Annotated in this window: 8 protein-coding genes; 2 read left to right on the top strand and 6 right to left on the bottom strand. The window is 40.6% G+C overall.

What is annotated here, in order from left to right:
* The first annotated feature begins 1,262 nt into the window (after positions 1–1,262).
* Both B7E04_RS08860 and B7E04_RS08855 read left to right on the top strand, forming a co-directional pair.
* Positions 1,263–4,154: a tail fiber domain-containing protein gene (locus B7E04_RS08860; protein WP_080778319.1), complete on the top strand. Its 2,892-nt coding sequence runs from the start codon at positions 1,263–1,265 to the stop codon at positions 4,152–4,154.
* 304 nt (positions 4,155–4,458) lie between these two features.
* A complete protein-coding gene (locus B7E04_RS08855) occupies positions 4,459–5,067 on the top strand; it encodes a DUF7010 family protein (RefSeq protein WP_228439874.1) in 609 nt (202 codons plus the stop codon).
* 8 nt (positions 5,068–5,075) lie between these two features.
* On the opposite strand, the gene B7E04_RS08850 is transcribed toward B7E04_RS08855, so the two are convergent.
* From B7E04_RS08850 to B7E04_RS08825, 6 genes are all read right to left on the bottom strand, one after another.
* On the bottom strand, positions 5,076–5,918 hold the full coding sequence (locus B7E04_RS08850; protein ID WP_080778318.1) for an SH3 domain-containing protein: 843 nt from the start codon (positions 5,916–5,918) through the stop codon (positions 5,076–5,078).
* An 18-nt stretch (positions 5,919–5,936) separates the two neighbouring features.
* A complete protein-coding gene (gene prmA, locus B7E04_RS08845; protein ID WP_080778317.1) occupies positions 5,937–6,764 on the bottom strand; it encodes a 50S ribosomal protein L11 methyltransferase in 828 nt (275 codons plus the stop codon).
* A gap of 241 nt (positions 6,765–7,005) precedes the next feature.
* Positions 7,006–7,719, bottom strand: coding sequence for a 3-ketoacyl-ACP reductase (locus tag B7E04_RS08840; protein ID WP_080778316.1), 714 nt, complete (start codon positions 7,717–7,719; stop codon positions 7,006–7,008).
* 524 nt (positions 7,720–8,243) lie between these two features.
* Positions 8,244–9,809: a calcineurin-like phosphoesterase C-terminal domain-containing protein gene (locus tag B7E04_RS08835; RefSeq protein ID WP_139785475.1), complete on the bottom strand. Its 1,566-nt coding sequence runs from the start codon at positions 9,807–9,809 to the stop codon at positions 8,244–8,246.
* 59 nt (positions 9,810–9,868) lie between these two features.
* The gene (locus B7E04_RS08830) at positions 9,869–11,314 is read right to left on the bottom strand and encodes a SusD/RagB family nutrient-binding outer membrane lipoprotein (RefSeq protein ID WP_080778315.1); all 1,446 of its coding nucleotides are present in this window, start codon (positions 11,312–11,314) and stop codon (positions 9,869–9,871) included.
* A 12-nt stretch (positions 11,315–11,326) separates the two neighbouring features.
* Positions 11,327–14,299: a SusC/RagA family TonB-linked outer membrane protein gene (locus B7E04_RS08825; RefSeq protein ID WP_080778314.1), complete on the bottom strand. Its 2,973-nt coding sequence runs from the start codon at positions 14,297–14,299 to the stop codon at positions 11,327–11,329.
* Positions 14,300–14,313: the final 14 nt, after the last annotated feature.

Genomic DNA, 14,313 nt, shown 5'->3' with positions numbered 1-14,313 from the left:
ACATGCCAATCGTGTTGCAAAAGTTACACGCTACAAACATTTTTTGCTAAGAATTCATTTTTGGTCAATACTTTATAGCTAAATTTAGGCAAAAAAAATAAAATACTATTGATAACAGCTACGGGAATCCGTAATTTAAAAGAAATTATTGCCCATTGACTGCAGAATTGGTATAAGTCCCCGATACCAATCTTACTTGTCAGATACAAGAGAAATAAAAAAACAATTCCACTCCTCTCCCTTTCATGTAAAAAAAATGAAATTATAAAACTTATAATCAACATCATGATTAAAAATATATAAAAATACATTTCTTTTATAAACTAAATTGGAGCTGATTATTATCAACTCCAATTTGTAAAATACGTATTTTGGCCATTAAAATAGTCCGAAAAATTAATAAAAATCAATATGGCAAGAGGATTCGAACTTGAATTACAAATCCTAAAGTACTAAAAACCAAAATATTGACAATTATACTTCTTAAAATATTAGGACAAAAGTTCGAAAAATCGCTCCCGTCAACATATCGCAAAAGGATTCGAACTCTCCGAACACAAACACAAACAGTTCATAATCAAATATTTAATTTCAGAATCCAATTCAAATCTTGTATCAGACGGTTCGAAGATAATCCTTCCAAGTTCACTGAAAAAGACTTTACAGAAATGTGAAGTCTTTTTTGCTTTATAACAGCATCATAAAAGATCAGCTGAATAGAACATTCCTATTTTAATGGGGATCTCAAAGGTTCGGATCCTTTCGAATTAAATTTGATAACCAAGTCTTTACATCAATATAGAGACTTTTATTTTTCGCAGATCAGATTATTGGGCCATTCGCTATTGAAATGGTACATCCTGAAATGCCTGTTACAATTAATACTTTTCGGCTCAGGCGATTATGTAGGGATTTCAGAGCTGGAAAGATGTAAATGCATTAGGTAAGATTACGAATTATAGCAATACATCTATACCTCACCCTATGACTCTACAGAAATACGCAAGCTTTTTTGTCTCACCCTTCCCCGTTATACTCTGATAAAGCAACCCTTTGCTGTTCTCCCTATTGATTATTTTCGACATGCTTACAGAAATAAATTCGGATTAAGAAAAATTTTAAAATTTATTTCAAAATACCGTGAAATTTAACATTTAAAAGTAAATAATAAAAAAAATATATTCATTATATTTACAATACCACATCATATTATTAATTATATAATACTAATCACAAATTTAATCACTTAAACTTAACAAAATATGAAAAAGATTTCCTTTTTTATTGTAACGGTAGCGGTTACCTCTACAATACAGATGAAAGCACAGGTAGGTATTCTTACTGATTCTCCACAGTCTACCTTAGATATTACCGCAAAGAACAGTACCGGGCCCACTACCCTCATTGATGGACTATTAATTCCGAGAGTAGACAGGGAAAGAGCTCAAAATATGACCTCTGCACCGGTTTCTACGATGATTTACGTACAAAGTATTGATACCGGAGCACAAACAGGAACCGCTTTGAATATTGATGCTGTCGGGTACTATTATTTTGACGGTACGGTCTGGGCAAAGCTCAATCCGAATATTAACATTTATAACTCAAACGGGACACTTTCCGGTAATAGAATTGTTTCCCAGGGAGGAAATACACTGACCTTTAATACCAATCAGGTCAATGGATTTTCAATAGCGGGGAATAACTTCTCTGTGGATGGAGCCAACAACAGATTAGGCTTTGGGACTTCAACCCCACTGGGCAAAATAGACATTGTTTCGGATAACGCTGGTGGCGGATCCGGAAATGATATATATTTCAATGGTTTTGGAACTTCCACTGCACCGGGCTTTTTTCTGGGTAGCGCCAGAGGAACTGCAGCCGCTCCAACCAATCTTATTAGCGGTGATATAATAGGGGGATTGTATTTTAATCCTAGAATAGGAGAAAATTTTACTTTTACAAATTCATCCAACATTACTTCTACTTATTTAGGTGATGGAACTACCAACTTAACCGATTTGAAGATTTCGACTTCCGGCACCAACAGGATGACAATAAATGAATTAGGTAATACCGGTATCGGCACTACTGCTCCAACAGCACTGCTAGATGTGAATGGAAATGCAAGAGTGCGTACTTTACCGACAGGAACGCCAACGGATAATGTAATTACTACAGATGCGAACGGAAATTTAAGACAGGTTACAGGAACTACTCTGGGTGCCACAAACAATTGGAGCAAGACAGGAAATGCAGGGACTACACCTACTGCTAATTTTATCGGAACCACGGACGCCCAGGATTTTGTTACCCGGTCCAATAATATTGAGAGAGTAAGAGTAACCTCTACGGGTAACATCGGTTTCGGTACAGCGGCGCCCACCGCTCTTGTTGACGTAAACGGAGGCGTGAGAGTGCGTACACTGGCAGCCGGCGCAGTGGCAGACAATATCGTAACTGCTGATGCTAACGGGAATTTGAGACAGGTTGCTTCAGGGACTTTCAGTGCTAACAGCAATTGGACTAAATTGGGAAACGCTGCTACAGATCCTGCCACTAATTTTATAGGAACTACTGATGCTCAGGATTTTGTAACACGTACGAATAATACTGAAAAAATGAGAGTAACATCAGCAGGAAATGTGGGTATAGGCACTGCTACTCCTGAAGGAAAACTTGTTGTAGTATCAACTCCTTCTACTCAGGCAGTAATTGCCCGAACAACTGCACTGGCCACGAACCAGTTTTTACAAGGGACCATTACCGACGGTGCAATTACCAATACCTGGGGGATTCAAAATAATAGCGATGCTGTATTTTACGGATCCAGTTCAGCTTCTAATTTAAGTTTACGAACGGGAACCATTAACAGGCTTTTCATTGAACATGCTACAGGAAATATCGGTATTGCCAATAATGCTCCTACCAATACTTTAGATGTAAACGGCGGGGCGAGGGTACGTACTTTACCTACAGGGGCAGCAGCAGATAACGTTATTACTACAGACGCCAACGGAAACTTGAGACAACTTTCCGCAGCAACCTTTGGTGCCGCAAATAACTGGAGCAAGACCGGTAATGCCGGAACGACACCTGCTACTAACTTTATCGGAACAACAGATGCCCAGGATTTTGTTACCCGATCCAACAATACAGAAAGGATGAGGGTAACGTCTGCTGGAAATGTCGGGGTGGGAACAAGTACACCAACTGCAGCCTTTCATGTGGTAACTACAGCAGCAGGAGGAATGATCAGCGAAAGAGCTACTGCCGGAACGGGGACAGGATCACCGGCATATCTTGTATTGAGAAGAAACAAGGCAACAACTCCTACCAGTAATGCAGCCGTAGTAAGCGGAGACGGCTTAGGAGCCATTTCCTTTGTTGGCAATAATGGAACAGGTTTTATAACAGATATAATAAACGGAGTTCCTATAGTATATTCTGAAGCTACAGAGACATTTAGTGCTACTGCCGCAGGATCCCGTCTTGAGTTCAGGACGGTACCCAACGGAACTTTAACAAATGTGACCCGTATGAGAATTGAGCAGGATGGAAAGGTGGGAATAGGAGCCCAGGCAACCTCCGGAAGGCTTACAGTAGCCGGAAGCGGTGCAGGGAATACGCCAATGCTTTCATTAACCAATACCAATGTAACAGGAAATCCTACTTTAAATATTTATCCGGGATATACTTCAAATGGATCTGCAATTGTTGAAGGCAATCAGTACGCAGTTGTTTTTGATCAGGATCCCGGGACTTCTGCAGGTATAACTCAGTCACTATATGATTTCCACGGACAGCTTCGGGCAGTATCTACTTCCAGTCTTTCAGACAGAAGAATCAAGGAGAATATAACCGATATGAACCAATACGGGCTAAAAGATGTACTGAAAATGCAGCCTCACAATTATATTCTTAAAAAATCCAAAACCAAAGATATAGGATTTATAGCACAAGAATTACAAACTATTATTCCCGAACTTGTATCAGGAGAGGAAAAAGAAAACTCCTTACTTTCTGTAGATTATTCTAAAGTCTGCGTGATTCTGGTTAATGCGATAAAGGAACAGCAAAAGACTATCGATGATCTGGAGAAGATGGTAAAATCACTCCAATCGGATGTCACTATTTTGAAAACAAAAAAATAAATTCTTTCAAACCATAACAGTAATACTTAAAGATTCTGAAAACACAACACAGTCCGTCAGCCAGCTGACGGACTTTTGCGTGCGAACTTGCAGAAGGACACAAACGCGCCGGCAACATCGATTTTAATGAAAGACTAAGCAGATCTCCACCTAGAAATACCAGTCCCAAACAGGAACAGGTATGTGTTTCATATGACAAATCTTTTCAATGTATTTAAAAGCAAGTCGTTGATAGATACTCCTATTCATAACTTGCACATCATATGAGACTTTCTGATATTTATGTTTTATAAAAACGCTAATCATGACAGATAAAAATTTAAATATGGGCAGTCTTCAGGATTCCCAGCGGGATATGAAAACCGGCTATGCCTATGGCTCAACAGGCGTTTTGGTCTCCGGGATCATTTGGGTGATTTCCGGCCTGATCGTGAATTTTTATTCCCCGCAAAAAGGAATCTGGGCCCTGCTCATCGGAGGGGCAATGATATTTCCGCTCTCCGCATTAATGGGAAAACTGATGGGTATAAAAGGAGAACATCAAAAAAACAATCTCCTCGCCAGGCTTGCGATGGAAGGCACGATTTGGATGATTATGTGTATTCCGTTGGCTTATATCCTGTCTTTAACTAAAACGGAATGGTTTTTCCAGGGAATGCTGATGATCATTGGAGGGCGCTACCTTACATTTGCCAGCATCTATGGTCTGCGTATTTACTGGGTTTTGGGAGCTGCGTTGGGACTGGCTGCTATTGTGCTGTTCAGGTTTGAAGTGGCAGTATTTACTTCTGCACTCAGGGGTGGCATCATTAAAATTGTATTTGGGTTTGTTATTTATGGAGCTAAAAAAAAAAAAAAAAAAATTCAAAAAAAAAACCGCCGTATTTTCATACAGCGGTGCGATATATTTTAGTAAGAAATTTATTTCAACCGATATGAATTTCCGTCCCAAAGGTAAGTTTTGGACGAACGCTTTTTCTTTTCCCTGTCCTTATCATCTTTCTCCATTTCTTCCATTTTAAAGATGAAAGCATTGGGAATTCCGCCTTTATCATTGGGAAATACAAATTCTTCGGAATGATAGTATACATCTGCATCTCCTACATTCGTAAGCTGTGGAAGAGCAACTAATTTTTTACCTTTAAATAGCACATATTGATCGTAGCTTGCAATTCCGCACGCTTCTCCGGAAACCATGGCTTTAAGGGTCAGGTCTACATTTTGCAGCTTATGTCCGCTTTCTATTGCGAATGTGGCATAGCTCAGCTCCTCTCCCCTTCCTGTGTCAAAGTATACCTCATCAATTAAAGTGTTTCCTTCCATGACTTTTATTCCGGCAATATTCTGCTTTATGGTTTCATTGTAACCTTTATTTTTCCGGTCTACTGTTTTTGACAATCCAAAAAGAAAGTCATAGCCGTTTTTGTTTCGGTAGCCTACACACAGATTTCCACCCCAGATATAACCCTCTGACGTCACATCACCTTTCTGATATGATACTTTATACCAGTTGGCTCCTCTTTCCCCTAACCTCAGTACTTTTTCTTCCTTCTTAAGGATCATCACCTGCTGATTGGTCTGCAGGGAATCTAAAAGTTCAGACTGCACATCCGGATCTTTTCTGACCCTGGTCCAATCTGTAAAAATTTTCTGGGTTTTATTTTCTTCAAAGCTGAAAACTCCGTCAGGATACACCTCATTTTCTTCCTGAGCTGAAAAAAGCTGCAGCGCCATCAAAAATAAAACGGTCAGCAAGGATTTCATATCTGTATTGTGTTTTGATTATTTCTCAAGCAGCAAGCTTACCCATTCTTCACGCTGTAGCTGCTTCTTCAGCTCCAGTCCGCTTTCTTTACACACTTCAAGGATATCGTCCACATCAAAAAAGCACAGGCCGGATAACAGCAGTTTTCCTCCTTCATTCATCACGGAAACATATGTTGGAATATCAGAGATCAGGATATTCCTGTTGATATTGGCTAAGATAATATCAAAATTCTCTTTTCCCAGATTATCTGCCGTTCCCAGTTCAATATCCAGTTCAACGCCATTTCTGACAGCATTTTCTTTTGAATTTTCTACGGACCATTCATCAATATCAATTGCTTTCACATTTCCAGCGCCCTGTTGTTTAGCATAAATAGCAAGCACAGAGGTTCCGCATCCCATATCCAGGACTTTTTTACCGGTAAAATCAATATCCATCATCTGCTGGATCATCAGGTGTGTCGTAGGGTGATGCCCTGTTCCGAAAGACATTTTAGGCTGAATAATAATTTCATGCATTCCCGGTACAGATTCATGGAATTCTGCCCGGATCAGCACTTTATCTTCAATATTGATCGGCGAAAAATTCTTTTCCCATTCTTCGTTCCAGTTGATGTTTGGCATCTCCTCAAAAGTGTAGCTGATCTGTACATTTTCATTGTCAAAAAGCGGAAGTGCTTTAAGTTCATCTTCATTGAACAGTTCTTTCTGAATATATCCTAAAATTCCGTCAATTTCTTCTGTAAAGCTGTCAAAACCTATTTCGATAAGCTCTGCCATTAATATCTCGTTCCATGGCTGTAATGGAGAAATCTTGAAATTGAATTCCAAATAATTTTGCATGTGAGTGAATAATTTACTGCAAAAGTAAGAATGTTATTATTGTTAAAAAAATAGAAGTGTTACGAGTATGCTATATTTTGCCCATCATGGTTTTTATTTCAATGCCAAACGCCTGAAAATGTTTTTATATTTTGGCTGAAGCCGGATGAACTGTCTGAATAAAAAAACGGGCTGAAGCCCGTTCCTATTGAATATTTTCTGCCACAACTAATAACTAATAACTAATAACTAATAACTAATCTTACGGATTCGTAGAAAAAATAGAACCATTGGCAATTAATGCTCTTCTGTTCATTTTTAAAATATCTCTTACCCATTCTGCAAAATCTTCAGGCTGAAGTACTTTATCCGGGTTTCCGTCTGTAAGTCCGCCCTGGATGCTCATATCAGAAGCGATGGTACTTGGTGTCAGGGTGATAACGCGGATATTCTGTTTTCTCCATTCTGCCATCATAGATTGTGATAATGAAACCACAGCCGCTTTTGATGCAGCATATGCCGACATATTCGGGCCTCCTTTTAAACCTGCTGTAGAAGCCACGTTAACGATATCCCCCTCCCCATTCTCTTTCAGGAACGGATACACAGCTTTAGCGGCATAATAAACCCCGAAAAGATTGGTTCTGATCACCTGCTCCCAGGTTTCGGATGGCATATCCTCAATACTTCCAAAATCCCCGATTCCTGCATTATTCACCAGAATATCCACCCCTCCAAGCTGACCGGCAAGAGTTTCTATACCCGCCTTCACTTCAGATTCCTCATCAATACTGAAAACCGCGTAAGCTGAATTCACGCCCAAGGCTTTAATTTCCTCAACGGTATTTTTAAGATTTTCTTCATTTCTTCCCGTAACTGCAACATTTACTCCTTCATGAGCCAAAGCAATAGCAACCGCTTTTCCAAGTCCTCTTCCACCACCTGTAACGATGGCATTTTTTCCGTTTATGTTCATAATGATATTTTTCGTACAACAAATTTACGAAAGAACAAGTTGTCAGAAGCGGTTGAATACAGATTTAACTGAATTTTAATAGCGAAACGAAGTCCGGATGTTTTTAACCACAAAAGGGGCAAAGTTTTTAACACTTTAGTTATTTTAAAGTTCAATTCTTTGCGCAGAAAAAGTTCACATAAGTTTTGAAAAAAATCAAAGATTTTTATGCTGAAAAATATACGCAATCATCTGTGAAAATCTGAGAAATCTGTGGGAGATAAAAAACAATCACAAAAGCAGGTGAAATTTTAAAACCATTAAGGAGAATTTAAGTTTTTAAGAATATTAAGTTTGAGCTGCGCTTGAAGAGTAGGGTTAAAAAACTTTTAGATTTTCCTTAACTTTCCTTACCTTCTTAAATCCCTCTTAATGCGTCAAAAAATAAGCAGGATTTCAATCTATCATTCAAAAGTTATAAAAAAACAAAACCGGCCCTATTACAAGCCGGTTTCTATTGAAAGTATAGTAAAAAAATGAAAAAGCTATGGAATAAGAACAGGGTTCTGTACCTCAAATTCTTCCGAAGCCGTAAACTGATTTCCGTACATATCGGCAGCCCTCACCTCAAGTTTATGCTTTCCTAAAGCCAGTTTCTTAGGAAATCCAGTGGTCCAGATATGCTTTGACAGTTCAGGATTGGAAGGCCTTCTGCCCGGAAACAGATTCTGTGTGGAATCCCATTTGAATACGGAAAGGGCAAAATTTGGGTCTACAGCTTCATCGTACTCCATTTCTTCCCAGTTTCCATTATCTATCCTGTATTCTACTTTGTCCTTTTTGCTTCCCATAAAGAAGTTGGCAAGGATCTTTGCAGAAGTTTTTGACGGATGAGGAATCACCTTTGGTAGGTATAATTTAATCTGATAATCCTCCGGTTTTCCGGCGGTTCTGTATTTCACTTTATATTGGTTATCATTAAAGCTGATAAAAGAATAGCCTTTCGCAGTTCCGTCTCTCATAGTGGAGGTAGGAAGTCCGGCATCATCCGGTGTTCCGGAATACCAGTCTCCGCAGGTGGTCCCTACATTATATTCATGAAGGTCTTTTGCTCCGTTCCAGCCTGATTTCTTGGTGTAGAAAATCTGTTGCTGGATATGCGTATGCGCTGATAAAAGCAGTACATTTTCAAAAGGATTCAGGAAATCAAACAATTTCTGACGGTCTGCATTTCTGAAGTTGTCCTCATTGTTATGCTCCAGAGGAATATGGAAAGAAATAACGATGAGTTTATTTTTATCAACCAGTTTCAGATCATTTTCAATAAATTTCAGCTGGTCCTCACGGAATCCGCCCCAGTAGCCTTTCCCATCTCTTGGATCAGGATACAGGATATCATCTAAAATGATGAAATGAACATTTCCGTAATTGAAAGAATAATTGGCCGGACCGAAATTGTTTTCAAAGGTTTCATCTGACAAACGGTCTTCTTTGGCATCATAATTCATATCATGATTTCCCATCACGTTGTACCACGGCAGCCCGATCTCTTTCATCACATCCGCATAAGGCTTCTGAAGGCTCAGGTTGTCTCCAACCAAATCTCCCAGACTGATTCCCAATACTGCATTTTTCTTGGTATTTTTCACCTCATTCACAATTCCTCTTCTGAAATAATCCAGCTCTTTTTCAGTATACGGCTGCGGATCTCCGAAAACAAGAATGTCAAAATTTTTGCTCTCTTCTTTTTTATAAAGCGGGAAATTCAGCTCTTTCGGGAGTGCTCCCGTGGGTGCCGTTCCTTTATATTTAAAATCAGCCGGTGAACCTTTTGGTTTATGATGATAATAAAACTGTGGCAGGTTATTACTGTTCAATGCGGTTTGATACCCCGATGGTTTGATCACAAAAATCGTCTGGTCTTCCTGAACCGGCAGGCTGTATCTTCCGTTCTTATCAGTAAGAACCACCTGCACTCCATTGGAAACGGCAACGCCTTCCACTCCTTTTTCACGGTTCTCTTTCTTTTGATTGCTATTACTGTCCTCAAACACATATCCCGAAACAGAATCCTGTGAGAAAGCCATTGCTGAAAACAGCACACACGGCATTAAAAATTTTACCTTTATACTCATATCTTTTTTCTTTTTTCTTTTTTCTTTACTCTTCATTATTTATTCCACCACATTTTCACATTGATATCATCTCCACCCATCTGCTGAACCGCAGTCTGGTAATTAGAGGTATTCAAAACCTTAGGATTTGGAGGGTACATTAATCTCAGAGGCATTGCACCGCCATTCAGGAGGCCGCCATTGTTTGGAAGCACCGGGAAACCTGTTCTTCTTTTTTCAAACCACTGCTGCTGATCTACAAAGAAAAGTGCGATATATTTCTGAAGCATGATCCTTTGCATTTCAGGTTTATACTCCACATTTGGATTACTGAAATAATTGGCAGGAACCACTGCTCCCCACTGTTCAATAGCAGCTTTTACTCCATTTTCGTAGTACGTTTGTGCACTTCCCGGGATAATGCCTTTTAAGGCAAGCTCAGACAGGATGAACTGAAGCTCGGCATACGGATATACGAAGATCTTCAAAGGCGCTTTGGCCAGGTTCTGATTAAGATTGGAAGGCTGATAATCGAATGTAGTTCCGAAAGCATAACCGGAAGGAGCACCTTTATAGCCGATATTGACATTGCTCAGATCTTTTGCCTGCGAGAAAAACATAGCTAAACGCGGATCGTTGTTGTTTTTCAATGTGGTTACAAAAAATTCCGAAGCGGCCCTTCCCGTCGTAAAATCCTGAGGCCTTGCAATAGGCGGCATCAGCGGGGAAACCCCTGTGATATCCAGTTTAGCCCCATCAGCATTGCTTTGAAAAATCGGATACACAGCAGGATTACTGATGATCTCCTGAATTCTCGCATAGACATTTACTTCCCCGTTTCTATTTAAAATTCTCGTCAACAGTCTTAATGAAAGCGAATTACAGAACTTTTTCCAGTTGTTGATTCCGTTCGCGTCTGTTTCAGCTTTGTAGAACAAATCATTTCCTGTCAGCACCTTATTCGTGATAAAAAGAGAGTTAGCCGCTTTAAGATCATCCAGCATTTTTACATAGATATCCTTCTGCCGGTCAAATTTTGGCTGTAAAATCCCATCATCAAGCTTTGAAGCTTCGGAAAAAGGAATATCGCCGTAGGTATCGGTAAGGTTGGAATAGATCCATGCGTTCAGGACCAGCGCAATCGCCTCGTAATTTTTATCGCCTTCTTCCAAAGCGGCTCTTTTCAGGTCGTCCACCTGCTTCAGCCAGCGGTAAGAATTATTCCAGAACCCGGCTCCTGTATTTTCAGTGATGTAGTAGCGGCTCAGTGAATTTCCTTCGTTCGGGAAATCCAGGGAAACCTGCATCAGGTCGAAAGTAAAATCATTGGCCCTGTTATAGCCCACTGAGGCCATATTGTACTGTACCGGTGCCAAGAGTGAACTTGCCACAGGATTATTGATCCGGCTCTGGTCTTTATTGATCTCATCGAGGCTCCTGTCACATGCCAGGGCGGCTCCCAGAACCAGGATACATGAAGATATATAGAAAAGTCTTTTCATTGTTCTTATTTTTTAAAATTTAACGTTTAACTGTATCCCGACTGTCCTTGAAGTAGGCAGCTGCCCTATTTCTATTCCCGGCGTAATGGTTGAATCATCCAACGTTGCGGCTTCAGGATCAAAGAGTGGGAATTCTGTCCACATCCAAAGATTTCTTCCGAAGAGGGCAAGGGTAATATCAGTTACTTTTAAAGGGTCAACAACAGATTTCGGGAAGGAATAGGAAATCCTTGCATCTCTAAGCTTGATGAATGAAGTATCGAATGAATTCGTTTCCACATTGGCCCTTCTGTAATAGTCAGCGTAATAAGTCGGAACTGGAACTCCTTTGGTATTAGGGGAGAAGCTGCCATCCGGATTCTGAACTACGCCCTGTCCCACGATCAAACCGTCCGGATTATCCCTTCCCCAAAGCGTATGCTGGAGTTTCCCCTGTTCGGACATTTTGTGATGCGACTGAGAATAGGCGATTCCCTTATACTGTCCGTCGAATGAGAAGCTTACGGTAACATTCTTATATTTAAATTCGTTCTGAAGACCGGCTCTCCATTTGGGATAGGCGTTTCCTATTTTTTTCATTTCGGTAGGTTTTGCCGTCAGCCCGTCGCTGCCGTAGATCACCTGTCCATCCGGAGAATACATCAGGCCGTAACCGTACATATCTCCAAGTGAGCCACCCACCACAGCATCATAATACACTACACCGCCTACACTTCCGATGGTGTAAGGTTTTCCATTGAATTCTTCCGGAAGGGAAAGGATTTTATTTCTGTTCATCGACCAGTTGGCGCTTACACTCCATGAGAAGTTTTTGTTCTTTACCGGGTATGCATTTAAAGTCATTTCAAGTCCCCGGTTCCTGATCTCACCGGCATTGATGATCCTTCTGTTATAGCCTACTTCATACAATACAGGAATTATAATCGTCTGGTTCTTTGAATTATTCTGATAAGCGGTGATATTGTAGCTCAATCTGTTTTTAAGGATCGTGAAATCCATTCCTCCTTCAATGTTTGTGATCATTTCCGGTTTCAGATCAGGATTGGGATACAGCAGCGGAGATTCTACGGAGCCGGCAAAAGAACTGTTCTCATAGTATTTGTCAAGCATATAGTTGTAGGTATCGTTTCCTACTTTTGACCATGACATTCTCAGTTTCCAGAAATTGAACTGGTCTGATTTCATTTTAAAGATATCAGAAAGGATGAATGATGATGACACTGACGGGTAGAAATAAGACCTGTTGTGTTTAGGCAGCGTGCTACTCCAGTCGTTTCTGGCCGTCACATCCAAAAAGACCAGATCTTTATAGCTGAAGTTCGCCAGGGCATACGTACTGTTCACCTGGTTATCGTTAGGCTTCGGAAGTTTATTATCCAACGCTATTGCATTGGTCAGCTGGTATACCCCTGCTTTATTCAATCCTATTGCCCTGTAATCACTTGTGGTCTGCTCATAATACCTGATATTTCCTCCGGCAGATGCGGTCACCCCAAAATCACCGAACTTATTTTTATAGGTAAATAAAATATCATTATTCAGGTCAAAATATTTGATATACTGCTCTCTGTAATATCCTTTCAGATAATTGGCGGAGCTCCACGGCCTTCTTTGGGTACGGAATTCATTGCTCCATTCAAGACCGGATTTAAAGGCTACGTCAAAGTTTTTTGCGAACTGATAATTCACATTAATATTTCCGGTAATAATTTTCTTATCTGTAGAATTCAGGTTTTCATAGGCAATAAGGTAAGGGTTATCAATGTATGAACTGAATGGGTGTATCTGATCCACCTGCTCCTGTCCGCTTTTCCAGATTGGTCTGTACCATGCCAGATCTACATTGGGATTCTGGAAGATCATGAAATAGGATATCGACTGGTTGTTGTACCCCGTAGCCGGAAGGTTATCACTCTTGGTCTGGCTGAAATTCAATTTGGTCCCCACCTTCAGCCTGCTGTTCATCTTGTGATCAACGGACACAGCTGCATTCAGCCTGTCAAAGCCGGTATTCGGCATCATCCAATCATTTTTAAGATAGGAAAGCGATGATCTGAAAGCGGTGTTCTCGTTGGAATGCTCCAGTGACAAGCTGTTTGAATAAGTGGTTCCTACCTGCCAGAAATCTTTGATGTTATTTTTGTAAGGTCTCCAAAGCTGTCTTTCTTTGCTCTGCCCTTCTACGGACGGATCATACTGAAAGTAGTATTGCCCGGCAAATTTCGGTCCGAAGGCGCTGCTGGTAGATCCGGTGTTCACACCGTCTGGAGAAGCTCCATATGAATAGTAATAATTTCCTGCTTTATCTTTCTGCATGGTTCCCTGCCCGTATTCATACTGGTAATCCGGCCATTTCAGAACGGTATCAAAACTGGTGTATGAATTGAGTGTGATCTGAACTTTTCCTTTTTTTGTTTTTCCGGATTTGGTAGTGATCATAATAGCTCCCCTGGAACCTCTGGAACCGTATAGTGCCGATGCACTCGGCCCTTTCAGAATGGTTACGGATTCTATATCATCCGGATTAATGCTGTTAAAGCTGTCCCCGTAATCAATGGGCAGGTCACCTCCCGACCCTGCGCCATATGCTGCAGTGCCGGTTCCGGTTTTACGGTCACTTAAAGGAACGCCGTCTACAACGATCAGTGCTCCGTTATTTCCCATATTCATCGAAACATCTCCACGGAGGGTAATACGGCTGGTTCCCAGCGGTCCTGCCCCAGCGGTCTGCACTTTCAGTCCGGCTACTTTCCCTTCCAGTGCCTGTGCCCAGTTGTTATTCTGGGTTTTGAGAATTTCTTCTGATTTGACGGTTTGGGTAGAATACCCTAAAGACTTGTCCTGTCTTTTGATCCCGAGAGCGGTAACCACAACCTCATCAATGCCTTTAACAGTATCTTTTTTTACTTTCTGCTGAGCTGCCAGATTGACGCTGACTAATCCCAGCAGCGACAAAACCAGCAGTTTTTGTGTCTCTTTACGCATATCCTTTTGTTTGC

Source organism: Chryseobacterium phocaeense, assembly GCF_900169075.1.
GTDB lineage: Bacteria > Bacteroidota > Bacteroidia > Flavobacteriales > Weeksellaceae > Chryseobacterium > Chryseobacterium phocaeense.
Note: the sequence above shows the minus strand (reverse complement) of the source record. Positions and strands in the feature narration are given on the sequence as shown.